This window comes from Hankyongella ginsenosidimutans (assembly GCF_005144965.1).
In the GTDB taxonomy this organism is placed as follows: Bacteria; Pseudomonadota; Alphaproteobacteria; order Sphingomonadales; family Sphingomonadaceae; genus Hankyongella; species Hankyongella ginsenosidimutans.
In genome coordinates, this window is record NZ_CP039704.1 from 2,819,578 (window position 1) to 2,844,776 (window position 25,199).

Sequence of the window (25,199 nt, forward strand, 5' to 3'; positions counted from 1 at the left end):
GGCCAGCACGGCGCGGTCGCTGAGGTCACGCCCGCTCGAATTGGCGCGCTCCTCACCGTACAGGCCCTTGGGCAGGGGATGTTCGGGTGGCGAACCCGCCGAGCTGCCGGACCACCGTGCAAGGGTCGCGCGCCAGCGACGCCGGCGGCGTATCCAGGTCCATGAAGCGATTGACAAAACTGGAATTGGCGCCGTTTTCCAGCAGGCGGCGCACCAGATAGGCCAGAAGATCACGGTGCGCCCCGACCGGCGCATAGACCCGCACCGGCGGCATGCCGGCGATCTGGCGCTGCGCCTCGGCATAGAGCAGGTCGCCCATGCCGTGCAGGCGCTGGAATTCCATGTGGCTGCGATCCTGACCCGCCAGCGCGAGGATCGCTGCCAGCGTGTGCGCGTTGTGCGTGGCAAAGGCACAGTGCAGGGCGTCCCGGTTGGCGAGCATCTTCTTCGCGCAGGCGATGTAGCTGAGGTCGGTCGAGACCTTGCGGGTGAACACCGGATAGTCCGGCAGGCCCAGTTCCTGCGCCCGCTTGATCTCGGTATCCCAATAGGCCCTTGACCAGCCGCACCACCATGCGCCGCCCGGACCTGCGCGCCAGCGCCGCCGCCCAGTCCACCACATCGAACGCACGCTTGCCGTAAGCCTGCATAGCGAACGCGAGGCCGGACCAACTGGGGTCGGTGTCGTGCGCCAGGCGTTCGATAATGTCGAGGAGAGCTCAAGCCGGTCGGCTTCCTCCGCGTCGATGGTGAACTGCATGCGCGCCCGCGCAGCCTGCTGCGCGAGTTCCAGCAGCACGGGGTACAGCCGCGCCATCGTGCGCTCCCGGTGCGCCTCATGGTAGCGCGGGTCGAGCGCCGAGAGCTTGACCGAGATGCCGTGGCCAGCCGCTTCGCCACGCTGGTCGGCCAGGGAAATCTTCGCAATCGCATCCCGGTATGCTGCAGCATACCGCGCAGCATCGGTGTCGGTGCGTGCCCCTCGCCCAGCATGTCGAACGAGCACAGGCCCGACGTCTCCGGCTCCTTGCGGCTGCGCGCCAGCGCCTGCTCGATGGTCTGGCCCATCACGAACTCGCCGCCCATGATGCGCATCGCCTGGCGCACCGCCTGACGGATGACCGGCTCGCCCAGCCGGTTGACCAGCCGCCCGAACCAGCCCGGCGGATCGCGGGACAGATCGGGATCCATCTCGACAACCCGGCCGGTGAGCAGCAGCGCCCAGGTCGAGGCATTGACCAGCACGGAATCCGAACGGCCCAGATGGGCATCCCATCTGCCGCTGCTGATCTTCTCCGCGATCAGGCGGTCCGCCGTATCGGCATCCGGCACCCGCAGCAGCGCTTCCGCAAGGCACATCAGCGCGACGCCCTCGCTGGTGCCCAGCCCGAACTCGGCGAGAAACGCATCCAGCTTGCCGCGCTCGCTGCGGCGCGTGCGCGCCCTTCGATCAGGGCGACAGCGGTCGTGCTGGCGCGCGTCAGCAGGTCGGCCGCCGGCTCAAGGAGTCGGCGAGGCGCTGCACGACGGCGGCTTCGTCCTCCAGCTTGCGGGCGGCAATCCGGTGGCGGGCGGCGGCAAGGGCGGTATCAGTCATGTGGGTCCCCGGTATATGCAGGCCAGAGTCGTATAACCCGGATACAATCTGACTGCTCCCGGCTCCAGAGCCTGCAGTAATAATACTGCCCCGAGACGCAATATTTGCCTTCAGCAGGCTGTTAAAGCATCAAAGGCCCGTGCTGGATTTTCGGCAGGACATGGCGTGCCACCATGTCGCACTCGTTGATGTGCGGATAGCCGGAAAGGATGAAGGCATCGATGCCTTCCGCCTGATAGGCGCGCAGCTTCGCCACCACCTGATCGGGGTCGCCGACGATGGCCGCGCCACAGCCTGAGCGCGCCCGGCCGATGCCGGTCCAGAGATTGGCCTCGACATAACCGTCGTTTGCTTGCGCTGCAGCCCGCAGCTCTGCCTGTCGGGTGACGCCGACACTCTGACTATCCAGCGATTTCTGGCGGATCTGCTCGCCGGTCGCCGCGTCGAGCTTGCTCAGCAGCTTGTCGGCGTATGCCCGTGCCTCCGCTTCCGTCTCCCGCACCACCATGTGGGCGCGGTAACCGAACTTCAGCGTGCGGCCGTATTTCGCAGCCCGCGCCGTCATGTCGGCGATGATCGCCCGCACATTCTCCATGGTGTCCGGCCACATGAGATAGACGTCGCAGCCTTGCGCGGCGGCTTCGCGGGCGTCCTCGCTCAAGCCACCAAAGTACAGCGGCGGGCAGACGCCGGCAGTGGTGGAGACACCGGGCGGATCGAGCTCGAGTTGATAGAATTCGCCCTTGTGGCTGAGGTGTTCGCCGCGCAGCATCGTCTTAAGGATATGCATGACCTCGACCGTGCGATCATAGCGCGCCTTGCTGGGCAGCGTCTCTCCGGGAGATCCGACGAGATGATGTTGACCGTCAGCCTGCCGCCAAGAATGCGGTCCAGAGTCGCCACGCGGCGCGCCAGTTGCGGCGGCCAGTCCTCGCCGACCCGAACCGCCCACAGCAGCCGCATGCGGCGCACCAGCGGCGCGATGGCACCGGCGAACGCTGTCGTGTCGATGCCAAGCTGATAGCCGGAGGGCAGCAGGATGTTGTCGAAGCCGCCCTTCTCCGCCTGCAGCACGATGTTGCGGCAGTGCTCCCAGCTCGACTTCAGCATCGGGTCGGGAACGCCGAGGAACTCGTAGTCGTCGTCGCAGAGGGCGGAAAACCAGCTGATTTCGCAGGGGTCGTCATGGCAGGGGCGCTCCTTTCGCGGCGACGAAAACCTTGTACCAGTCTGTGCGGGTCCAGACGACCTTGAAGGCGTCGGCGGCCTCGGCGATCCGATGCGGCTGCTGCGAGCCGACGATCGGGATCGGGCGCGCAGGATGCGCCATGATCCAGCTGTAGGCGACGGCAGCGCGCGACACAGCAAACTGCGCGGCGATCCGGTCCAGTTCATCGATCACGGCCTGCTCGCGCGGGGTTCCCGCCTGGCTGATCCGGCCTCCGCCAAGCGGCGACCACGCCAGCACGGCCAGGTTCCGCCGCATCGCCTGGTCCAGCTCGCCGTTCTCGATGGGGTCGATCCGGAACGGCGACAGTTCCGGCTGGCTGGAGACCAGCGCAAACGGCAGAGCGGCCTGCAGGGCCTCGATCTGGTCGACCGTATGGTTCGAGACGCCGAACGCGCGCACCTTGCCCGCCTTCTGCGCGTCTTCCATGGCACGCGCGACCTCCTGCGGGTGCGTCAGGATATCCGGCCGGTGAACCTGCCAGAGGTCGATCTGCTCGACCTGCAGGCGCTTCAGCGAGATGTCGATCGCCGCGCCGAGATAGTCCGGGCTCGAATCGTACGGAACGCCGAGGACGATGCCGCCCTTGGTCGCCAGCACCATGCGCGAGCGCAGTTCCCGGTCCGCTGCAAACAATCGACCCAGCAGCAGTTCGGCGGCACCGAAGCCGCCCTGATCGACACCGTAGATATCGGCGGTGTCGAACAACGTAATCCCGGCATCGAACGCCGCATCGACCAGCGCGCGGGCCGCCCTCAGGTCGTCGCCGTGGAACCGCCACATGCCCCAGGCGATGGAAGAGACTTCGATGTCGGTGTCGCCGAGCGTGCGACGTATTGGGACGGCGGATAAGGTACTCATGCGTTTGCCTTGTTCTGTTTGTTTGAAGACGTCTTGCGGGCGGCGCCGGCTGTATCCTGCCTCGGGCGTGAGTCTGGCGCTGCCGTGGAGGCACGCTTGACGACTTCATGCGCGAGGCGGCGGTGTTCCATGGCTGCGCCAGTCAGCAGCAGGTCGGTCGCCGTGTAGGCCAGTTCCCGGTCGGCTGGCGGACGGTGGTCAGCGGCGGCCAGACCACCTGGGCCAGCGTGGTGTCGTCGAAGCCGGCGACCGAGACTTCGCGCGGGACCGCGATGCCATACCTGTGCGCCGTCGCCAGCACCCCCGCTGCCATATCGTCGTTGCTGGCGAAAATCGCCGTGGGACGGTTCGGCAGCGCGAAGAACTTCTCCGCCGCCGCAACGCCGCTGGCAAAATCGAACAGGCCCTGCGCCACCAGTTGCGGCTCATAGGAAATGCCTGCCCGGTCCAGCCCACGCCGGTAGCCGAACAGGCGCTCATTGCTGGCCGTGTGATTCGGATGGCCGATGATGAACGCAATGCGCCGGTGGCCAAGGTTGATGAGGTAGGTGGTCAGATCGTCCGCCGCCTGCACATCGTCCATGAACACGGATGACGTGAGCGAACGGTTGGTGCCCGGCGAGATACGCACAAACGGAATCTTGGTCTGCTCGAGCGCCTCCAGCACCGGCACGCAATCGGTGACCGGTGAGGACAGCACAACACCGTCCACATGGGTCTCGGCGATCAGGCCGCGGACCTGCTCGCCGACACCCGGATCCGCAACATCGACCGGTTGCGCCAGCAGGCGCACGCGCTCCTCGTGGCAGCGGCTCCAGCAGCCCTCCTGGATCTGATGGATGTAGTACGGGCTGTGATTGTCATAGATCAGCGCCACCTGCCCCGAATTGGTTCCGGCAAGAATGCGCGCTGCAATGCTCGGGCGGAACCCGAGCGTGTCCATGGCATTCTCGACGGCCTGGCGCGTCGCTGGCTTGACATAGGGATGCTTGTTCAAGACGCGCGAGACCGTTTTCACGGAAACGCCGGCACGCAACGCAACATCACGAATCGTTGCACGTTCAGTCATTCAAGCCCCCATTCTCGTGCAAACTCCTGAACAGCGCCGCAAAGCTGCTGTCAGCCCGGAAGAAGGCCGGTGCCGCCCCAACGGCGCATCAACCTCCACCCAGCCGCCACGATAGGCTTGGCCGGTCCACAGGTGAACCCAGTCGTGCGGCGGCAGGTAAAGCAAGCGGGTGCGCGCGCCTTCCACCAAAACCGGCGCCACCAGAACGTCGGGGCCGAACAGATACTGGTCCTGGATGTCGCGGCATGCACAGTCGCTCTCGAATGCCAGGAACAGCGGTCGCTGCACCGGCAGGCCGGTCGCCTCCGCCTGATCGCAGACGAAGCGGGTGTATGGCGCCAGCTGCGCATGAAGGCGCGTCTGGCGTGCGAAGTGCGCGAGAATGTCCGGGCTGCTGTCGATCTGCAGGTTCTCGTCCGGCCGGTTGCCTTCGTGCGTGCGCATGACCGGCGTGAACACCGCCAGTTCCGCCCAGCGCATCAGCAGTTCCGGCGTGCGCACATTGCCCATCAGGCTCGTGTAGCCGCCGATGTCGCTGTGGCTGTAGGCGTTGCCGACCAGGCCTGCGGACAATGCCGCGCAGATGGTGGTGCCGATACCGTCATGGCGGGTGAAATCGACGCTCTGGTCGCCGGCCCAGAGTAGCGGACAGTGCGCCTGAACGCCGCTCCAGCCTGCCCGCATGAAGAACACCGCCTCACCGCGCTTGCCGCGGCTCGCGATGGCGCGCGCATTCACCTCCGCCCAGAGCACCGGCCAGGCATTGTGCGCAAGCATGGGATCAAGCCCGGAGTGCAGACGTACGTCGGTCGGCAGATATTCGCCGAAATCCGCCATCCAGCCGCTGAGACCGAAATCAAGCATTTCCCGCCCGATCACCCGGTCCGCGAACCAGGCACTGGCAGCCGGATTGGTGAAGTCCACCACGCCGCAATCGAACTCGCCGAAGTCGACGAGATACGGCTGGTCGCTATCCTGCCGCAGCGCCAGATAGCCGGCGGCTGCCGCCTCGCCGTACATCGCGCCGTCCACAGCAAGATACGGGTTCACATAGCCGAGAAAACGGATGCCCCGCTGCGCGAGTTCCGCGATCCGGGTGTCCAACTGGGGTAGCGCGTCGGGCTCCACGTCCAGTCCCAGAACAGGCGGCGCCCGAAGCTGGTCTGGCGTATGCCGACCCAGTCTTCGCACCAGAGGCCGGTGACGACCGTCCCGGCCGCGACGATTGCATCCAGACGATCGAAGCTGTTGGCACCGTCCTTCAGTCCGATGATCGCACCAGCGATGGCCCAGTCCGGCAGGCGTGGCTGTCGCCCGAACCGATCCGAGAGCACCGACACCAACCCGGCAAGGCTGTCCGCCGCGTAGACTTCCAGCGTGCAGCCGCCAGCCCAGACTTCGATGCCATGATGGTCATCAGCCCGGAAATCGAAAAGCGTATAGGCTGTGGTGTCCACATGTAGCGCATAGCGGCGCGAGGACAGATATGTCGGCTGCGGGTAGTTGGTCGTCCAATAGTCGCCGCCGGCCATGCCCTGCGCATCCATGGCGCGCGTAAGTTCGGTGGTCTTGTCGCGTCCGACCCCGGCTCGGAGGTCCACAGCGGAAAGCGACGCCCGCGCATGTTCAGGTACGACATCTGCTCGCCGCCGCCCCAGACACGCTCATCGGGAAGTGCCGCCACCTTCAGAAACAGGCGATTGAAGCGCGCATCCGTCGCCGCGATCTCTAACCGCAGGCTATCGCCGCACTCGACGATCCGCAGGGTCAGGAGCGGTGCGGACTGCGCGTCTTCGCCCAGGAGGACTCTCAAGCCGTCATGCATGGCCTCGACCGTCGCATGCCGAAGGTCCACCACCTCGAGCAGCGCGTCACGCAGATCGAAGTTGCCGCGCACCATAATCACGTCGGGCGCACCAACGCCGATGGCTGCGAGCGGAGCGTCGGATGTATGCCGCATAAGCCGCTGACCACCGAAAGACAGATCAAACCCGCCTTCAGTTTGACAATAGTGCAGATGCGTCGCCATCGATGCCTTCACGCCAACTCCCCATGCTGACTGTGGCGCAGATGCTGCACTCCCGGCGGCACTCGTAGCGCCAGGTCCTCTGGCCACGCCTCAGCTTATGACAACGCTTGACATATCCCCGGCAATTCTGCAACTCGAGAATTAAATGGTCACGCAGTCTGCGATGACCCAAGAAAAACAATTTTGGGGAGTTGAGCGCATTAAATGTGCAATCTCATGGTCTTGGTCATTATCAGCGATGCGCAGCCCCAGCCGGCGATGCGCCTGCCGCCCGGCCGCGTCACGCATGGCTTGCGATAGACAAGGCAAATACGGAGCGCTCGCCAACGCACCGAAGTTTTTGATCGTAACCGCAAAGAGGAAGGACAGAAGATGACATTCCCGACCCTGCGAAAGACGCTGCTTGCTGGAGCCAGCGTCCTGGCGTGCAGCCCTGGTCAACTGCCTTCGCACAGGAAGACGCAAGCGCAACCCAGCTCGACACCATCGTGGTGACCGCCCAGAAAGTGTCGCAGAATCTTCAGGATGTGCCGATTTCCGTCTCCAGCGTCAGCGGCGACGCCCTGATCAATTCCGGTACCAGCAGCCTGGAACAGCTTGGCCAGATCGTCCCGTCGCTGACGTTCCGCAAGGGCACCACTTCCGCCAACTCGGCGCTGGTCCTGCGCGGGGTCGGCACCATCAGTTTCTCGTTGGCGGCCGAGCCAAGTGTGTCGACGGTGGTGGACGGCATCGTCCTCAGCCGCTCGGGCCAGGCCTTCACCGATCTGGTCGATGTCGAGCGGATCGAGGTGTTGCGCGGCCCGCAAGGCACCCTGTTCGGCAAGAATGCATCGGCCGGTCTGCTCAGTATTGTCTCCAAAGGCGGCACCGACGACTTCGAAGGCGACGTGCAGCTTGGTTTCAATGCACCGTCCGAATACCGCGGGCGGGTCAGCCTTGCCGGGCCGATCACCGAAAATCTGACCGCACGCGTCACCGGATTCTATGGCACCTACGACGGCAATATCACCAATGTTTTTGGCGGGCGCGACGAGCGCGTCAACGGCTACGAGCATCGTGGCGGACGTTTGCTGCTGGACTGGAAAGCAGCGGATTTCGCCAAGTTTCGCTTCATTACCGACTATTATGAAGCCGATGACGATTGCTGCGCCGAAGTGACGGGCGTCTCACGCGGGGCAGTTCTCGATGCGGAACTGGGCTTCGACAACACGCGCGGCGAGGACGTCCGTGAGGTCAATCAAAATCTTGTCACCGAAACCCACGACCGCCAGTGGAGCGCGACGCTCCAGGGCGACTTCAACCTGCCGCTCGACCACACGCTGACAGTGGTTACAGGCTTCCGCAACTGGCAGAACACGGAAATCCGCGAGGGAGACTTTCTGCCACGCGCGCTGGTCGGCACAGCAGAGCTGCATGACCAAGGTTTCGTCGAGACCGACCAGTATTCCGCGGAAATCCGCCTGGCGTCAGACCAGAGCCAGACCTTCACCTATCAGGTCGGCGGTTTCTGGTGGCACTCCGACAACCAGCAGCAATTCACCCGCCGCGACATAACCTGCGCGACGACCACCCTGCCGACCGATCCGGTAACCGGCGGGCAACCCTGCAACGTCGCCGATACGGTCAACACCCTGTTCCCGACCGCCACATCGAACAGCGATGTCAATTTCAACAACTTCGCCTTCTTCGGCCAGGGTACCTACAATGTCACCGAGCGCCTGCGCTTCACGGGCGGCGTGCGCTGGACCCGCGACATCGTCGAGTTCACCCACATTCGCGCTCCCGGCGTCAACGCCACGACCGGCCTGCCGGCAACCGGCCCCGGCGTAAGCGGCAGCCCGGCAGGAGGCACGATCGCCGCTGGCGGCAACGGCACCAACACCTCGACGGGCCGTACCAGCAACAACAATTTCTCCGGCAAAGCGGTTGTGCAATTCGATCTGTTCGAGGACGTGATGCTCTACGCGAGCTACACACGCGGCTACAAAGGCCCGGCTTTCAACGTCTTCTTCAACCACACCGCGCCGACGAACTCGCTACCGATCAACAAGGAAACCTCGAATTCGTATGAAGGCGGCATCAAGAGCCGCTTCTTCGACAACCGCCTGCAAGTCAACGCATCCGGTTTTACGTCAAATACGATGGCTTCCAGGCGAACAACTTCGTTCTGCTCAACGGTGCCGTCGTTACCAACCTGACCAATGCGGGAACCGTGACGTCTGCAGGCTTTGAGATCGAGACAATCGGCAAGGTTCTGCCAGGCTGGACGCTCAGTTCAAGCGTTGCCTATGCAGACGCCAAGGTCCAGCGCTTCAATCCTAACCCGCTGACCAATGCCCCGGATGCCCGCGACGGCACGCGCCTGCCGCTGGCCCCAAGTGGAGCTTCAACCTCGCCTCTGACTATGAACGTTCCCTGTCGTCGATCGGCGTGCCGATGGTCGCGTATCTGCGCACCTCCTACAGCTACACCGGCGACCAGTTCTCGGACCTCGGCGAAGGCGGCCCCATTGATCAATACGGCATCTGGAACGCCAGCTTCGGCTTGTCGGACGAGGATGACAAATACCGCGTGACCTTCACGGTGCGGAACATCCTCGACAAGAGCTATGTCTCGCTGAACACCTCGAACGGGCAGCGCCTGCTGATCCCGCGCGATGCCGATCGCTATGTGGGCGTCAACCTGCGGATTCGCCTCGACTGAGATTGCGGTCTGGTCGGCGAGGGTGAAGCGTGATGCTAAACCCTCTGCCGATCAGGCACATTACAAACAAATGTCCCTCCGACCTCCAGCCGTGCGGCGTCCGCGTCGCACGGCTTTTCTGTCAGCCCTCGGGGTCCGCCAGGGTCATTCTGGGCTGCAGCACATGAATGAACGCCAGCGCCGCAAGATAGGCGCCGGAGCACACGGCGAACATCGGCGTGTAGCCCAGGCCCGCATGCAGCGACCAGCCGGCAAACTCGATCATGCCGGTGCCCGTCAGGTTGCCCGCGATGCCGCCAAACGCGATTACCGTCGCCAATTGCCGCGTTGGCACCGTGTCCGTCGCCATGCCGAAAATACCGGTGGAGAAGCCTTGGTGCGCGAACAGACCTAGCCCGATCAGAACCGCCGCTAGCCAGGGGTTGCCGGATGAGAGCGCCAGCGGCATCGGCAGGATTGCCAGCGCATAGAACAGCATGCTGTACTTGCGTGCCTTGTTCAGGCCGAGCCCGCGCGCCTCCAGAAACACAAACAGGCCACCGCTGCTGACCGCACCCACCGCTGCAAACAGAAAAATGATGGCGATCGGATAGCCGAGTTGCCCCTGATCCATGCCGAATTCCCGGTGGAAGAAGTCCGGCATCCAGAACAGCACGAACCACCAGACAAGGTCCGTGAGCGCCTTGGCACCGATCACGGACCAGGCGCGCCTGTCCTGAGGATTTCCCGGACCGAGGCACCAGGACTGCGCTTCGCGGTCGTATGGCGTGCCGGCAGCCGACGAGTTGCGCCGAGCCAGAGCGCCAGCCACACAAATCCCAGCGCCCCGGTCACCAGGAAGGCCGCCTTCCAGCCGAACGCCAGCGCCAGCGGCGGTATCAGCAACGGGGTCAGAATGGCGCCGATGTTGGGCGCCGTGTTGATGATGCCGATACCCAGCGCTCGCTCCCGCATCGGCAGATATGTCGCGGCGGCCTTCATGGCGGCAGGCGTATTGCAGGACTCGGCGACCGCAAGCACGACTCGCGCCGCGAGGAATTGCTGCACGCTTGCTGCAAACGCATGCGCCATCCCGGCAGCACTCCACACCGCCACTGCCAGCCCGTAGGCGACCCGGACCCCGAACCGGTCGACGAACCAGCCGACGCCAAGGAGCGCGAACGCTGCCGAGAGCTGGAATGCGGATCAAGGTGCGCGAAATCCTGGTCGGTCCAGTTGAATTCCTGCACGAGCGTCGGTTTCAGCAAGGCAAGCACCTGCCGGTCGACGTAGTTCAGAGCGGTCGCGAAAAGATCAGCCCGATCAAACCGTAACGCAGAGCTGCCCCGGCTTCGCTGGCCGGCTTGGTCATGTCCATGGCGTGTCCTTCCCCGCTGGCCGCAACCGTTCCTTTCAATATCCGGATCGGCGGATTTATTCATTGCAGCATCTCAGCACGGAACATTATAAGCGAGCATATGACACCGCAAGACACAAACGCGCCCATCGCCGCGGACCTTTTCGGCGAACTCTACCTCTCCGAAGCGTCGAAGCCGGAAAAGGCACACGCGCGGCTCTATGGCATGGTCGTCGTCTCCATTGCGGCACTTGCAGCCTCCTGGCTCAGCGAACATTACGGCATGCCCATCATCGTGCTGGGGCTGTTGATGGGACTTGCGCTCAATTTCATGAACAGTGACCAGCGCATCCATCCGGGCCTGGACTTCGCCGGCACCAATTGCCTGCGTCTTGGCATCGTCATCCTCGGCACGCAGGTCACGTTCGCGCAGTTTCACGCCCTTGGCATCGTCTCCTTTGTCGGGCTGTTGCTGACCATGGCCTGCGTGGTGACGGCCGGGATTGCGACAGCGCGGGCCTACAGTCGTCCTGTCCCCGAAGGCGTGCTCGCGGGCGGCGCAACCGCAATCTGCGGCGCCTCCGCTGCACTGGCGCTCTATGGCGTCATCGGGAAGGACCGGGTCAGCCAGGCGCAGTTCACCCTGACTCTGGTGACCATCTCCGGTGCCAGCGCGGTCGCCATGTCCTTCTATCCCCTGCTGGCCGGGGCGCTGCAGCTGACGGACCAGCAGGCCGGGTTCCTGATCGGCGCGTCGATCCACGATGTCGCCCAGGCGATCGGTGGCGGCTATGCCTATTCCCAGAATGCGGGCGAGATCGCCACCATCGTCAAGCTGTCGCGAGTCGCCCTGCTGGCCCCGCTGGTGGCGGTGGCCGGCCTGATGCTGGGCGCGCCGGGCCAGCCCCGGCACTCGCTTAAAAGCGCGATGCGCCTGCCCTGGTTCATCTGGGCGTTTTTCGGGCTGGTCTGCCTGAATTCACTGGTAACCTTGCCGCAGGTTATCGGCCACTATGGCCTGATCGTCTCGAAGACAATGCTGTTGCTCGCAGTGATTGCGACCGCCATGAAGTCGCAGCTCCGGTTGCTCATGACCCTGGGATGGCGCAGCGTCATGCCGGTCGCCGCCTCGACGCTGGTTGCGTTTGTGGTGGCGCTTTCGTTTGCGGTGGGGGTTTGTGACCGACAAAGTCTACGATCTTCTGGTTGTCGGCGGCGGCGTCAACGGCTGCGGCATCGCGCGTGATGCCGCGTTGCGCGGCGCCAAGGTCGTGCTCGTGGAGCGCGGCGATCTGGCGCAAGGCACGTCATCGGCGTCAACGAAGCTGATCCATGGCGGGCTGCGCTATCTGGAGCATTACGAGTTTGCGCTTGTGCGCGAGGCCCTGAGCGAGCGCGAACGGCTTTGGGCCGTGGCACCGCACATCATCTGGCCACTGCGCTTTGTCTTGCCCTATCGCCCCGGCCTGCGGCCACGCTGGCTGCTGCGGATGGGCCTGTTCCTCTATGACCATCTGGGCGGCCGCAAACACCTGCCGCCGACGCGAACCTTGAACCTGCGCAAGGATGCCGCCGGTCGGCCACTGCAGCCGCAGTTCCGCTTCGCCTTCGAATATTCCGACTGCTGGGTCGACGATGCGCGCCTGGTGGTGCTGAATGCGCGCGATGCCGCCGACCATGGCGCGGAAATCCACACCCGGTCCGAGCTTATCCAACTGGCGCGGCTTGACGACCTCTGGCGCGCAACCCTCAGCGATGGCCGGATACTGCTCGCGCGTGCAGCTATCAATGCCGCCGGGCCGCGGGTGCTGGAAGCGCTTGGGCGGGCGCATGTGGCGACTTCCCAGAGCATGCGGCTGGTCCGTGGCTCGCACATCGTCGTACGCCGACTGTACGACCACGACCGGGCCTACTTCTTCCAGCTCCCGGACAAGCGGATTTTCTTCGCCATCCCCTACGAGGATGATTTCACCCTGGTCGGCACCACGGATGCAGACCATCACGGATCGCTCGACGACGTCCACGCGACGCCGGAGGAAATCGCCTATCTGTGCGAGGGCGCGAACGGCTACTTCCGCACTAAGCTTACGCCGGCGGATGTCGTCTGGTCCTACGCCGGCGTGCGCCCGCTGATCGACGACGGCTCCGGCAAGCCGGAAGCGGCGACGCGCGGCTATACCCTGCGAGTCGACGGTGGCGCCAGGAAGCCCCGCTGCTGAGCGTGTTCGGCGGCAAGATCACCACCTATCGCCACCTGGCGGCGGCGGCAGTCGACAAGCTGCGCCCGTGGCTGCCCGTGCTGGCCACGGCGTCCACGACGGATAACCGGCCATTGCCGGGCGGCGACTTCCCGATCGACGGCGTCCCGGCGTTGCAGCAGCGCCTGCAGGCCCGCTATCCTTTCATCGATCCCGCAACGATCGCACGTCTGGCCCGCCAGTATGGCACACGCGCATTTGCCTGGCTCGGGGAGGCTCGCACCGCGCAGGACCTTGAACAGGGTTCGGCCACGGCCTGACCCAGGCCGAAGTCGACTATCTGACGACGCAGGAATGGGCGCGAACCGCCGACGACATCCTGTGGCGGCGCACGAAACTCGGGCTGCGGCTATCTGCGGCGGAGCGCGCGGCGCTCGAGGCTTATCTCAAAGACAAGGGGCGACGATGATACGGCTGGTAGCGATCGGCGGCACGACCAAACCGGGCTCGTCGACTGAGCGCGCGCTCGGCGTCGCGGTGGCGGCCGCCCGCGCGGCGGGCGCAGAGGTCGAGGTCTTTGCATGCACAGAGCTGGTGGCCTTGCCGCACTACGGCACGGATGCGGCCATGCAGTCCGAGATCGGTGCCAGGCTTGTGCAGGCGGCACGCTCTGCTGACGGCGTCCTGATCGCCAGCCCCGGCTATCACGGCGGCGTCTCGGCTCTCGTCAAGAACGCCATCGACTATCTCGAAGACCTCGCGCGCGACGACCGGCCATACCTTGACGGACGTACCGTCGGCCTGATCGCAACCGCCTACGGCCATCAGGCAGCCGTCAGCACGCTGTCCGCCCTGCGCACCATCGCCCATGCGCTGCGCGGCTGGCCGACTCCGCTGGGGCTGCCATCCGCACAACGGCCGATCTGTTCGACGCGGCGGGCCAGTGCAGGGACGATGCCGTGCGTGGTCAGCTCGAGCTGGTCGCACGTCAGGTCCTGAAAGGCGTGGCGCTGGCCCGCGCATGACCCAGGATCTCTCAGCCCTGCTCGACCGGCTCCGTCGTGGCGGCATGATCGTCCTGACAGGTGACCGCCTGCGCGGCGGCGACATCGATTTCGCGGTCGCCGCAGAGCACGCCACCCGGAGCGCATCAACTTCATGGCGAAATTCGGACGCGGCTTGATCTGTCTGGGTCTGACACCAGCACATGCGCGCCGTCTCGGCATCGACTTTCTGAACCCGACGCCGGAGCGGCAAAGCGGCCGCCCGTTCGCGGTTTCCATCGAGGCGCGGCGCGGCGTCTCCACGGGCATTTCGGCCGCCGACCGCGCGCACACCATCGCGACCGCCATTGCGCCGGATGCGGGACCAGACGACATCACGACGCCCGGGCATATCTTCCCGCTGATCGTTCGCCCAGACGGCGTGCTGGAGCGTCCGGGCCGTGGAGGCCGCCGTCGATCTGATGGGGCTTGCCGGCCTGCAGCCCGCCGCCGTGCTGTGCGCCGTCATGAAGGACGATGGAACGATGGCGCGTGCGACGGATGCGGCAGAGCTAGCCGCGCAGCATGGGCTGGACGTCGTCGCGCTCGAGGATATCGTCGCGCTGCGCCAGTTGCGCGTGAGAGGCGCATCATAACAACCACCGGGGAGCCGCCATGACCAAGCCCGTGTTTCTCGTGATCGACGAAGGAACTACCTCGACCCGTGCCATGCTGATCGATGCGTGTGGCACCATGCTGGGCGAGGCGCGCAGCGAACTGGTGCAGCATTGCCCTGCCCTGGCATGGTCGAACACGATGCCGAGGAGATCTGGCAGAAGACCCTCGACTGCGCACGGCAGATGGTCCGGCAGGCCGGCGGCGCGGACAGGATCGCTGCCCTCGGCATCACCAACCAGCGCGAGACGACGGTCGCCTGGGACAAGCGCAGCGGGAAGCCGCTCTGCCACGCCATCGTCTGGCAGGACCGCCGAACCGCGCCCCATTGTCGACGCCTGCGTGAATCCGGCCAGGAAGCCGTGGTGCAGGCCAAGACCGGCTTGCTGCTGGACGCCTATTTCAGCGCGACCAAAATGGTCTGGCAGATGGAGAATGTACCGGCCGTACAGGAAGCTGGCGCGCATCTCGCCTTCGGCACAGTCGATCCTATCTGATCTTCCGTTTGACCGGCGGCCTGCATGTCTCGGACGCCAGCAACGCCAGCCGGACCATGCTGCTGGCGCTGGACGGCGCGGACTGGGATACCGACCTGCTCGCCCTGTTCGGTATCCCCGGCACACGCTGCCACAGATCGTCGACTGCGCCGGCGCGCTCGGCATGACCGATCCCGCGCTGTTTGGCGGCGCAATCCCCATCTGCGGCGCGGCCGGTGACCAGCAGGCCGCCACCATCGGCCAGGCCTGCCTGCGGCTCGGCGACACCAAAGCGACCTTCGGCACCGGGGCGTTCGTGCTGGCGAACGCCGGCCCGGTGATCCCGCGCTCAGGCCATCGCCTGCTCTCCACCGTGCTGCACCAGCTCGGCGGCGTACGTCATTACGCCCTGGAGGGTCGGTCTTCGTGGCTGGCAGCCTGATCAAGTGGCTGCGCGATGGTGTCGGCATGCTGGCATCGGCGGCCGAGACCGAGGAACTGGCGCGCGCGGTGCCCGACAACGGCGGCGTGTACTTCGTGCCTGCGCTGTCCGGGCTTGGTGCGCCGCACTGGCGGCCGGACGCGACCGGCCAGATCAGCGGGCTGACCTTCGCCACCACCAAGGCGCATATCGCCCGTGCCGCGCTGGAGTCGGTCAGCACGCAGGCCCATGACCTGAAGGAGGCGTTCGCCGCCGACCAGGTGCGCTGGGAGCGCCTCAAGATCGACGGCGGCATGGCGGCAAACGACTGGCTGGCGCAGGATCTTGCGGATATCCTCGATCTGCCGGTCGAGCGGCCGGATTTCGTGGAGACCACGGCGCTGGGCGCCGCCATGCTGGCCGGCGTCGGCGTCGGTGTGTTCGCCTCGCTCGAGGATGCAACAGCGATGCGCAAGGGCTTGCACAGCTTCATGCCGTCGATGGCACCGGAAGTCCGCCAGAAGCGCCTCAGCGGCTGGCGGGCCGCGCTCGCCCGACTTTGAGGCGGCGTCCTGGAAATCGCTCGATATGCAGGGAAGGAATGGTGGGCGCGGCAAGGATTGAACTTGCGACCACTGCGATGTCAACACAGTGCTCTACCACTGAGCTACGCGCCCCCGTTTGGCAGGGGATCGCCTATAATCAGTCGCCGCTGGGATGGCAAGCCCGTCCGGCTATAATCACGCGGCGAACAGACGGTCGATTTCGTCCACGAGATCCCGCAGGTGAAACGGCTTGAGAGCACGCGCGGCGCGTCTGCTGGGTCTGCGCGCGACTCAGCGCGACGGCGGCGAACCCGGTGATGAACATCACCCGCATGTCGGGCGCAAGCGTGGACGCCCGCTGCGCCAGCTCGATGCCATCCATTTCCGGCATCACGATGTCGGTCAGGAGCAGATCGTAGCGTCCGGAAGCGATCAACGGCAGCGCCGCCGTGCCGCGATCCACAGCCGTTACGCTATGGCCCGCCTTCTCAATGGCGCGCGCCAGAAACGTGCGCATCAGATCGTCGTCTTCGGCAAGGAGTATGCGGGCCATAATCTCGCAGCTTCTGGGCGCACGGGACGTGCCGCCTGCTTTCCGCGCGCTATAGCGGCGGCGGAATTAACATTGCGTCACTCGCGTGCCGAGGCCATTCATACTGTCATGTTCATCGCAGGCAATAGCGGCGTGACCGATGCGCCATATCGGCAGAGCGGGCCTCTGGACCCCGTTGTGCCCGTATTGTGCACGTCGCCGCACAGCGGGCGTTTTATCCTGTTGATTTTCTTGAACGTTCCCTATTGGCGCTGGACGTTCTGCAGCGCGCGGAAGATCGTCTGGTCGACCGGCTGCTCGGCGATGACTCGTCCCAGCTCGGCGGCGCGCAAGTTTTGAACGCAACGTTCGCCCGCAGCTTCATCGATCTGAACCGCAGCGACCGGGAGCTCGACCCGTTGCTGATTCCCGACCTGCCGGAGAGTGTTCGCCCCGTCGCCTCCTCGCGCGTGTCGGCGGGGTTGGGCGTCATCCCGCGGGTGGCGGGCGGCGGCCTGGAAATCTATCCCGCGCCGCTGAGCTATGGTGCGGCGAGCGCACGGCTGGATGAAGCCTGGCGGCCCTTCCATCGCCGACTTGGCGCGACGATCGGCGCCATGCGCCGCGCGTTCGGGCATGCCGTGCTGCTGGACTGGCATTCGATGCCGTCATCCGCTGTGCGTCCGTCGACCCGCCCCGGCCCTGTCGCGGTGCTCGGCGATCTTCACGGCGGCTCCTGCGCCCCGAACATCAGCCGCTGGGTCGCTGATCGCCTACGCGCCAGCGGCTTCCAGGTGCTGCTGAACGCGCCCTACGCCGGCGGCTTCATCACGCGGCACTATGGCCAGCCCGCGGTCGGGGTGCATGTGCTGCAGATCGAGCTGTCGCGCGCGGCGTATCTCGATGAAGCAACCGGATTGCCGAACGCCCGATTCGAAGCGGTCGGGGCGCTCGTCCAGGCGCTGGTCCGCGATCTGGTTCAACACCTGCCGCGGCTGCTGCCGGCACCCGCCTGGCGCTATGCGTGATGTGTCGCCTGCATACGGCGCATATGCTAAGCTGTGCCGGTCGGTACGACAGATCTGCACCGTCCAGACCACGGCTAGACAGAGAATTGGGTGACGCCACCAGATTTTGCCGTTACAGCGGCTACTTGTGTCCCGAATCTGAAATCCGTTGCACCCAATATCAGGCGCGGTTGGATTTTGAATTCGAGAAGGACACGAGCAAGATATTGTTTCTCGTGTCGTTTTGGGATCGAAGTTCGCTATCAACCCAATATCACGGTGTGGCGAACTTCGATTCCACGACACTAGACAGTCAAACGGCCCTGAGGATAGCGATGCTGGCGATGTTGCGCCGCAGTGGAAATGACGGCGGAAAAGCCCCTGGCGGCATGGGTGCACCGGGGAACCCATTGGCCCGTCCTGGCATGAAGACGACGACGGCGATCCCCGTGCCAAACGGCGGTATCGCGCCATCTGGATATCGGACACCCACCTCGGCACGTCAGGCTGCAATGCAGGGTTGCTGCTCGATTTTCTGAAATCGACCGAAAGCGAAACCCTCTATCTCGTCGGCGACATCATCGATGGCTGGCGCCTGAAGAAGAGTTGGTACTGGCCGGATGCGCACAACGACGTCATTCGCCGGGTACTGAAAAAGCCAAGAAGGGCACGCGCGTGCTCTACATCCCCGGCAACCATGATGAAGTGCTGCGCCCCTATGTCGGCCTCAATCTCGGCGGCGTCGAGCTGGTGCGCGAGGCGGTGCACGTGACGGCGGACGGCCGCAAGCTCCTGGTGCTGCATGGCGACGAGTTCGATTCCGTGGTGCTCTATGCCCGCTGGCTCGCCTTCCTGGGGATGCCGCTTACGTTCTGCTGCTGAAGATCAACGGCGTGTTCAATGCGATCCGGCGCCTGTTCGGCCTGCCGTACTGGTCGCTGTCCGCATACCTCAAGCAGAAGGTGAAAAACGCGGTCGAATACATGTCCCGCTTCGAGGAAGCCGTCGCGCACGCTGCTGCGGACCGGCAGGTGCAGGGCGTGGTGTGCGGCCATATCCACAAGGCGGAAATCCGCTCTTTCGGGCCGATCACCTACTATAACGATGGCGACTGGGTGGAGAGCTGCACCGCGCTGGTCGAGCACGCGGACGGACGGCTCGAGCTGTTGGATTGGGCCGAGCGCGCCCGTCAGCACGCCGCAGCGAAGGCAGCAGCCATCAAGAGCAAGCCCATGCCGGCGACGGCGGACGTCCTGTAGAAAAATGAGCCCCGCCCTGTGAAACTCACCCTGGTGACTGATGCCTGGACGCCGCAGGTCAATGGCGTGGTCCGGACCCTGGTGACGACCGTCGAGGCGCTCAAGGCCGCAGGGCACCATGTCCAGACCATCACGCCGAGCCAGTTCCGGTCGGTCCCCTGCCCGACCTATCCGGAAATCCGCCTGGCACTGACCCGCTGGCGCAAGGTCGCCCGGATGATCCGCAAGTTCGAACCGGATGCGATCCACATCGCCACCGAAGGGCCGCTCGGCATCGCGGCGCGGCGTTACTGCGTGCGCCACAAGCTGCCGTTCACCACCGCGTTTCACACCCGCTTCCCGGATTATGTGTCCGCGCGCACTGGGCTGTCGCCGGAGCTGTTCTGGCGCTACCTGCGCTGGTTCCACAAGCCCTCGCGCAACATCCTCACAGCGACGCCGCGCCTGGCCGCCGAGCTGGCGATGCGCGGGCTGCCGCACACCGTGCTGTGGAGTCGCGGCGTCGATCTCAGCCTGTTTTCCCCGCGCCATGCACCGCACCCGGCCTACGCCAACCTGACGCGCCCGATCATGCTCTGCGTCGGGCGCGTGGCGGTCGAAAAGAACATCGAGACCTTTCTCAAAGCCCCTGTGCCGGGCACCAAGGTGGTGGTCGGCGACGGGCCGGCACTTGAGCGGCTGAAGCGCGATTATCCGCAGGTGACGTTTCTGGGCGCGCTCCATGGCGACGAACTGGCTGCCGCTTACGCTGGCGCGGACGTGCTTGCGTTCCCGAGCCTCACCGACACCTTCGGGCTGGTGATGGTGGAGGCGCTGGCGAGCGGCGTGCCGGTCGCTGGCTTCCCGTGCCCGGCCCGCTCGACGTGATCGGTGAGGACGGCCGCGGCGTGGTCCCCGGCTGGATCGCGCCGATCGGCGGGGTTGACCCGGATTTCGCGCAGGCGATTTCCAAGGCCTTGACGTGCGCGCGCGCCGATTGCCAGGCCTATGCGCGACATTTTAGCTGGGATGCCGCGATCGCCCAGTTCATCAGTGCGCTGCAGCCGCTGCCGGACCCGCCGCTGCCGCATGAGGAAGCCTGAACCGCAAGCCCCATATTGAGTGTCAACGCCAGGTCTCGACAGGCCAGCCGCGCTGTAACGCGTCCTGCGCAAAGCCTGCTTTCGGGCTGACCACAACCGCCTGATCCGCCGCCTCGAACGACGGCGCATCGCTGGCGTGGTCGCTGTAAAGCGGATATCCTGCGCCGCACGCGCCCCGAGCTGCAGGCAATACGCCTCGATCCGGTGCCGCTTGGCTGCGGCATAGCAGTTTTCCGCGCCGGCCAGAGTTGTAGCCGTCCGTCGCCGGCATAGGGGATTTCCGTTGCGAGGACATCGTCGAAGCCCAGACGCTGCGCCAGCGGACGCACGTAAAGCCGGAACTCGCCGTCGCAACCGCCAGCCGGCAACCGGCCGCACGATCAGCGGCGATCCGCGCGCGCGCCTCGGCCCGGATATAGCGGTCGTCGACCTGCGCGGCGAAACCCTCCGCCAACGCCTCCAGCCGCGCGCGTCGAGGGCGGCCGAGAAACAGATGCAGCAGCGCGCATTTCAAGGTGGAGCGCCCGATCAGCTTCAGGCCGTAGGCGACGAAAACCGGCAGCGCGAGCGGCGCCAGCAGCGCACGCCACGGTGCGCGCACCACCGCATACAGCAGGAACGGCGTGAAGGTTGCGACCCGGGTGACGGTCAGGTCGAGGTCGTAGATGGCGATCGCTTGTTTGGCCACGCGCCTTCGATACCGGCGCGCGCCAGCCCGGCAACCGCCATGCTTGTGACTGGCGCGCAAAGGCTTTAGCGATAGGACATGTTGTTCGAGCGCGAAGCCCGCCGCCTTCCCCGTGCGCCTCGAGCCGCAACCCGGCGGCGGCGCGACCTACCGTTTCGCTGGAGATTTGACAGTCGCATCGGCGGCAGACGTAGAGGCCGCATTGGAGCATGGAGCGCCATTCCCCGGCGACCTTCGAGCTCGGCGACGTCACGTCCATGGATACGGCAGGTGCCTGGCTGCTCTATCGCACGCAGCAGAAATGGCGGGCGGATGGCATCGAGGTCAGCCAGTCGGGGGCGCGGCGCAATCATGCCGCCCTGCTGCAGTCGATCGGCCGGTTCGACCGGCCGTGCGACCACCGGCGCGCGCCGGCTCCGCCTTTGTTCAGCAGGTCGCCCTTATCGGCCGGGCGACTGTCGCCATCGTACAGAATTTCGGTCAGTTCCTTGATTTCGTCGGTATGGTGCTCATCCGCGGCGGCCTGCTGGCCGCCAATCCGCAGAAGATGCGCTGGACCGCTTTCAGCCGCCATATCGAACAGACGGGGTTCAATGCCCTGCCGATCATCGGCTTGATGTCCTTCCTGATCGGGCTGGTGATCGTCCAGCAAGGCGCGTACCAGCTCAAGCGTTTCGGAGCAGGTCGTTCGTGGTCAACATGATCGGCCTGCTGACCCTGCGCGAGCTCGGCGTGCTGATGACGGCGATCATGGTGGCCGGTCGCTCCGGTTCCGCGTTCACGGCGCAGATCGGTTCCATGAAAATCACGGAAGAAATCGACGCACTCCAGACCATGGGGCTTAACCCCGTCGACACGTTGGTGCTGCCACGCGTGCTGGCGCTGGTGATTTGCCTGCCCCTGCTCACCATCTACGCCAACCTCACGGCGCTCGCGGGGGATGGTGTTCGGCTGGGTCTCGCTCGATATTTCGCCCAATGCCTTCCTGGAAGGACTGCGGCTTGCCGTTCACCTTGACGATTTCTGGGCCGGCATGATGAAGGCACCGATTTTCGGGGCGATCATCGCCATCGCCGGATGCTTCGAGGGCATGAAAGTGGGCGGCGATGCCGAGTCGCTGGGGCGGCACACCACGGCGTCGGTCGTGCAGTCGATTTTCCTGGTGATTGTGCTCGACGCCTTCTTTGCAGTCTTCCTGACCCTGGTCGGCATTTGATGGATGCGCCGATCATCACGATCAGAGACCTGGTCAACCGCTTCGGCACCCAGGTCGTGCACGAAGACCTCTCGCTCGACGTCCGGCGCGGCGAAATCCTCGGCGTCGTCGGCGGCTCGGGGACCGGCAAATCAGTGCTGATGCGCAGCATCATAGGGCTGCAACAGCCGGCAGCAGGCGCGATCGCCATCGAGGGCAAGCAGCTCTCGCAGCTGTCGGACGATGAGGCGGTGGCGCTGCGTCGTCGGTGGGGCGTGCTGTTCCAGCGGGGCGCGCTGTTCTCGACCCTGACCGTCGCCGAGAATATCCAGGCGCCACTGCGCGAACACACCGAGATCGACGAGCCGCTGCTTGGCGAGATCGCTGGGTACAAGCTGGCAATGGTCGGCCTGCCGCCGTCCGCGGCACCCAAATACCCGGTCGAGCTTTCTGGCGGGATGATCAAGCGCGCCGCCCTTGCCCGGGCGCTGGCACTTGACCCGAGCCTGCTGTTTCTGGACGAACCGACCGCAGGTTTGGACCCAATCGCCGCCAGCGCCTTCGACGCCCTGATCCGCGAACTGCGAGAACTGCTTGGGCTCACGGTGTTTTAATCACGCACGACCTCGACACGCTGTTCGCGATATGCGACCGCGTCGCCGTACTCGCAGACCGCAAGGTGGTGGCGGTCGCACCGATCCCGGAGCTGCTGGAAAATCCGCACCCTGGATCCGGGAATATTTTCGAGGGCCGCGCGGTCGGGCGGCCGCAGCACGGGAGTAGTCGATGGAAACCCGCGCCAGTCATGTGCTTGTCGGCAGCTTTGTCCTGGTGCTGGTTGCAGCCCTGTTCGGCTTCATCATCTGGCTGGCGCGCGTCGACGCAGGCGCCACCAAGGATTTCGACATCATGTTCTATGGCTCGGTCGCCGGACTGAACCAGGGCAGCCTGGTCAACTACAACGGTGTGCCGGTCGGAACCGTGACGACCATCGCATTGGTGCGGGATCAGCCAAGCGCCGTGCGCGTGCGCATCCGCGTTTCGGAAGATACACCGGTCTACACCGGCACTACGGCCAGCCTGGAATCCCAGGGCCTGACCGGCGCCGTGCTGGTTCAGCTCTCGGGCGCGACCCAGGCCGGGACCCCGCTGGTGGAGCCGGGGCCGTTCGGCGTGCCTGTCATCCCCTCCAAGCGGTCAGCGCTTGAGAAGTTGTTCGTGAGCATCCCGGAAATCCTGCAGAGAACGACGGACGTACTCGATGAGATCAAAGATGTTCTCAACGACAAGAACAAGAAGGCCATCGGCGATATCCTGGCGAATACCGAGCGCCTGACCGTCACACTCGCCGATCAGTCACCCCTGCTGGCCTCCGGCATTCAGGAGTTGAACGGCGCAATCGTCGATCTGCGCGGCAGCCTCGCCGCCGTAACCCGGCTTGCGGACGGCACGACACTGGCCGTCAACGAGGACGCCAAGCCCCTGCTGAGAGACCTGCGCACGCTGGCGCAGAACACGGACAGCGCGGTCCGCAAGATCGATGACATCCTCAAGGATGCCCAACCCGGCCTGAGCGCGTTCGGGCAGGATACGTTGCCGGAGATCGGCCTTCTGGTCAGCGACCTGCGCGAACTGACCCATACGTTGAACCGCCTGGGCGACCGGATCGACCAGGGCTCTGCGGCGTCCCTGCTCTCAAGCGAGAAAATACCGGAGTACCGCGATGCGTCCAAAAATAGCCCGAGCGGAAACGCCCTCGCCATGGTCGCAACCCTACTGCTGGCGGGGTGCGGCCCGCTGATCAGTTTCGGGTCGAATGAGCCACCGCCCGCCCTGCTGACCTTGGAGAATAGCCAGCCCCCGACCCCGGTTGCGCTGGACGCCATCGTCCTGCAGGTCGACGTGCCGGCGGACTACGCCAGTGTGCGCATCGCCGTGAAGTCGCAGCCGACCCTGGTGGAATATCTGCCGGGCGTGCAGTGGATCGACCGGCCGGAGCGGCTGCTGCGCCGGGCCGCACAGATGGCTTACGCAGCGAAGACGCCAGGTGCCGGGCACGCAACCCGGCCGGCGCTCTATCTGACGGTGCGGGCGCTGAACGTCGCGGCAGGCGGCGGCGCGCATACGATCCGTGTGGCGTTCGAGGCCCGCCTGCCACGCAGCCAGGGCGGCGGCGCAGGCCAATGCGCGGTCGATGCCCCGGTCGCGTCCCTCAAGCCGCTGGATATCTCGCGCGGCTTCAATATGGCGGTCTTTGCCTGCTTCGGACAGCTTACCGACTGGTTGAACAGCTCAGCGCGATCCTAGAGCCTGATCGGTTGAGGTTGAAGCATATGTGCTTCAACCGAGAGCGTGAATCAGGCTCTTATCAACAATTTAGACCATGATTCACGTTTCAGATTGATTCAATCTGAAACGATCAAAATCTAGAGCCTTTCCGACTGAGATTGAGGCACTTGTGTTTAAGTGCCTCAAGCAAAACGACAAGAAAACTCTCACGCTTTGTGTAGACCCTTCTTGTCCGTTTTTTGATTGCCTCGCCAAAAGTGATTCAATCAAAAACGGGAAGGGTCTAGCTTTTAGGTGCCGGCTTCACCGGTTGGAATACGCCGAGCGGGCAGCTCCCGAATTCCTGCAGGCGATTGTCCAGGGGCGTGATGACATCGATCGAGCAATAATAGGGCGTGCTGGTCTTGAAGCTGAAGCGCTCCTCGAAACCCAGCCGTGGGCAGGCGTACGGCAGCTTGCTGAGATAGAGCTTGCCGCCGCGCATCTTGAACAGGATCGCGGAGTCGCTGAGCACGCGGGTCGACTCAACCTGGGTGATCGGCAGGCAGTCCTTTGGCTCGCCGTCCGGGGTCAGCGACGCCAGATAGTCAAGCTTGCGCTGCACGCGCGCGCTGTGCTGCTTTTGTGGTTTCGCGGCGACCCCTGCCGCCGGGTCTGGTGGGCTGTCCGCAGAGGCAAGCGAGGGTGCTAGCAGCAGGAACGTCAGGGCCAAAGTCCGGATCATGGGGCACCTCCAGCAATAATATACCATGATTGCGCGTTTCGCCTATCGCCCCCGGGCGCGAACGGGGCACAGTCTGGCGACAGTTATTGTTCAGCGAGCGGCAAATTGCATGCTAGTCATGGCAGGCGTCATCTGCTACGTTCGCTTAATGTTCCAATCCTTGCTTCCACTCGCCGCGTTTATCGCTGGCGGCTTGTTGACGGCCGTGCTGTGCGGGCTGTGGTTACGCCGGCGGCTGGCCGTCGCGCGCGACGAAACAGCACTGCTGCGCATGACGCTTGAGGCCCGCTATGCCGAAC

The 25,199-nt window shown here is 64.9% G+C and carries 13 protein-coding genes, 1 tRNA gene and 13 pseudogenes; 15 read left to right on the forward strand and 12 right to left on the reverse strand.

Going from position 1 to position 25,199, the window contains the following annotated elements:
- Nucleotides 1–52: 52 nt before the first annotated feature.
- Nucleotides 53–1,006: pseudogene (locus tag E6W36_RS23860) on the reverse strand (proline dehydrogenase family protein).
- Between E6W36_RS23860 and E6W36_RS21210 the strand changes: the two are divergent.
- Complete coding sequence (locus E6W36_RS21210) at nt 992–1,114, forward strand: hypothetical protein (protein ID WP_281277383.1); 123 nt, start codon at nt 992–994, stop codon at nt 1,112–1,114. The pseudogene E6W36_RS23860 and the gene E6W36_RS21210 sit on opposite strands and share 15 nt — an antisense overlap.
- Before the next feature lie 17 nt (nt 1,115–1,131).
- On the opposite strand, the pseudogene E6W36_RS19890 reads toward E6W36_RS21210, so the two are convergent.
- The 6 genes and pseudogenes from E6W36_RS19890 to E6W36_RS22475 form a co-directional block, all read right to left on the reverse strand.
- Nucleotides 1,132–1,359: pseudogene (locus tag E6W36_RS19890) on the reverse strand (hypothetical protein); the annotation flags it as partial.
- A 359-nt stretch (nt 1,360–1,718) separates the two neighbouring features.
- Nucleotides 1,719–2,707: pseudogene (locus E6W36_RS16745) on the reverse strand (LLM class flavin-dependent oxidoreductase).
- Nucleotides 2,708–2,780: 73 nt separating this feature from the next.
- Complete coding sequence (locus tag E6W36_RS16750) at nt 2,781–3,686, reverse strand: aldo/keto reductase (protein WP_222873346.1); 906 nt, start codon at nt 3,684–3,686, stop codon at nt 2,781–2,783.
- A gap of 74 nt (nt 3,687–3,760) precedes the next feature.
- Nucleotides 3,761–4,755: pseudogene (locus tag E6W36_RS16755) on the reverse strand (LacI family DNA-binding transcriptional regulator); the annotation flags it as partial.
- A complete protein-coding gene (locus E6W36_RS22470) occupies nt 4,756–5,883 on the reverse strand; it encodes a TIM-barrel domain-containing protein (protein WP_342776705.1) in 1,128 nt (375 codons plus the stop codon). It abuts the pseudogene before it with no gap.
- Nucleotides 5,802–6,356 carry a hypothetical protein gene (locus tag E6W36_RS22475; RefSeq protein ID WP_342776706.1) on the reverse strand — a complete coding sequence of 185 codons (555 nt, stop codon included), beginning with the start codon at nt 6,354–6,356 and terminating at the stop codon, nt 5,802–5,804. Before E6W36_RS22475 ends, E6W36_RS22470 begins: the two co-directional genes overlap by 82 nt.
- Nucleotides 6,357–7,209: 853 nt before the next feature.
- Here E6W36_RS22475 and E6W36_RS16765 point away from each other — a divergent pair.
- Nucleotides 7,210–8,985 carry a TonB-dependent receptor gene (locus E6W36_RS16765; RefSeq protein WP_342776707.1) on the forward strand — a complete coding sequence of 592 codons (1,776 nt, stop codon included), beginning with the start codon at nt 7,210–7,212 and terminating at the stop codon, nt 8,983–8,985.
- 232 nt (nt 8,986–9,217) lie between these two features.
- Nucleotides 9,218–9,490: a hypothetical protein gene (locus E6W36_RS22480; protein WP_342776708.1), complete on the forward strand. Its 273-nt coding sequence runs from the start codon at nt 9,218–9,220 to the stop codon at nt 9,488–9,490.
- A gap of 121 nt (nt 9,491–9,611) precedes the next feature.
- On the opposite strand, the pseudogene E6W36_RS23865 reads toward E6W36_RS22480, so the two are convergent.
- Nucleotides 9,612–10,847, reverse strand: a pseudogene (locus E6W36_RS23865) (MFS transporter).
- 100 nt (nt 10,848–10,947) lie between these two features.
- Here E6W36_RS23865 and E6W36_RS16775 point away from each other — a divergent pair.
- The 6 genes and pseudogenes from E6W36_RS16775 (at nt 10,948) to E6W36_RS21215 (ending at nt 16,142) form a co-directional block, all read left to right on the forward strand.
- Entirely contained in the window at nt 10,948–12,072 is a 1,125-nt protein-coding gene (locus E6W36_RS16775; protein ID WP_222873347.1) for a YeiH family protein, read from the forward strand.
- Nucleotides 12,005–13,493 (forward strand): annotated as a pseudogene (locus E6W36_RS16780) (glycerol-3-phosphate dehydrogenase). Before E6W36_RS16775 ends, E6W36_RS16780 begins: the two are co-directional and overlap by 68 nt.
- Entirely contained in the window at nt 13,490–14,023 is a 534-nt protein-coding gene (locus E6W36_RS16785) for an NADPH-dependent FMN reductase (RefSeq protein ID WP_342776711.1), read from the forward strand. The pseudogene E6W36_RS16780 and the gene E6W36_RS16785 overlap by 4 nt, the downstream one beginning before the upstream one ends.
- 22 nt (nt 14,024–14,045) lie before the next feature.
- Nucleotides 14,046–14,207 carry a hypothetical protein gene (locus E6W36_RS19900; RefSeq protein ID WP_246047856.1) on the forward strand — a complete coding sequence of 54 codons (162 nt, stop codon included), beginning with the start codon at nt 14,046–14,048 and terminating at the stop codon, nt 14,205–14,207.
- Nucleotides 14,183–14,663, forward strand: a pseudogene (locus E6W36_RS24025) (3,4-dihydroxy-2-butanone-4-phosphate synthase). Before E6W36_RS19900 ends, E6W36_RS24025 begins: the two are co-directional and overlap by 25 nt.
- Nucleotides 14,664–14,682: 19 nt before the next feature.
- Nucleotides 14,683–16,142: pseudogene (locus E6W36_RS21215) on the forward strand (glycerol kinase).
- A 39-nt stretch (nt 16,143–16,181) separates the two neighbouring features.
- Here the strand turns inward: E6W36_RS21215 and E6W36_RS16800 are convergent.
- Together E6W36_RS16800 and cpdR are read right to left on the reverse strand one after the other, a co-directional pair.
- Nucleotides 16,182–16,256: transfer RNA gene (locus E6W36_RS16800), tRNA-Val, on the reverse strand.
- Between the two features lie 63 nt (nt 16,257–16,319).
- Nucleotides 16,320–16,677: pseudogene (gene cpdR, locus E6W36_RS16805) on the reverse strand (cell cycle two-component system response regulator CpdR).
- A gap of 188 nt (nt 16,678–16,865) precedes the next feature.
- Here cpdR and E6W36_RS16810 point away from each other — a divergent pair.
- The 3 genes and pseudogenes from E6W36_RS16810 to E6W36_RS16820 all read left to right on the forward strand — a co-directional run bounded on the left by E6W36_RS16810 (nt 16,866) and on the right by E6W36_RS16820 (nt 20,004).
- Nucleotides 16,866–17,684 (forward strand): N-formylglutamate amidohydrolase, encoded by an 819-nt coding sequence (locus tag E6W36_RS16810; RefSeq protein ID WP_281277384.1) that lies wholly within the window; start codon nt 16,866–16,868, stop codon nt 17,682–17,684.
- Between the two features lie 388 nt (nt 17,685–18,072).
- Nucleotides 18,073–18,922, forward strand: a pseudogene (locus tag E6W36_RS16815) (UDP-2,3-diacylglucosamine diphosphatase).
- A gap of 18 nt (nt 18,923–18,940) precedes the next feature.
- A pseudogene (locus E6W36_RS16820) lies at nt 18,941–20,004 on the forward strand (glycosyltransferase family 4 protein).
- Between the two features lie 22 nt (nt 20,005–20,026).
- On the opposite strand, the gene E6W36_RS16825 reads toward E6W36_RS16820, so the two are convergent.
- Entirely contained in the window at nt 20,027–20,692 is a 666-nt protein-coding gene (locus tag E6W36_RS16825) for a haloacid dehalogenase-like hydrolase (RefSeq protein WP_222873349.1), read from the reverse strand.
- 616 nt (nt 20,693–21,308) lie between these two features.
- Between E6W36_RS16825 and E6W36_RS16830 the strand changes: the two are divergent.
- From E6W36_RS16830 to E6W36_RS16840, 3 genes and pseudogenes are all read left to right on the forward strand, one after another.
- Nucleotides 21,309–21,908, forward strand: a pseudogene (locus tag E6W36_RS16830) (MlaE family ABC transporter permease).
- Nucleotides 21,908–22,670: pseudogene (locus tag E6W36_RS16835) on the forward strand (ABC transporter ATP-binding protein). The pseudogenes E6W36_RS16830 and E6W36_RS16835 overlap by 1 nt, the downstream one beginning before the upstream one ends.
- A 3-nt stretch (nt 22,671–22,673) precedes the next feature.
- The gene (locus tag E6W36_RS16840) at nt 22,674–24,194 is read left to right on the forward strand and encodes an MlaD family protein (RefSeq protein ID WP_222873350.1); all 1,521 of its coding nucleotides are present in this window, start codon (nt 22,674–22,676) and stop codon (nt 24,192–24,194) included.
- A gap of 265 nt (nt 24,195–24,459) precedes the next feature.
- On the opposite strand, the gene E6W36_RS16845 is transcribed toward E6W36_RS16840, so the two are convergent.
- Nucleotides 24,460–24,900, reverse strand: a complete 441-nt coding sequence (locus E6W36_RS16845; RefSeq protein ID WP_222873351.1) for a hypothetical protein — start codon at nt 24,898–24,900, stop codon at nt 24,460–24,462.
- Between the last annotated feature and the right edge of the window lie 299 nt (nt 24,901–25,199).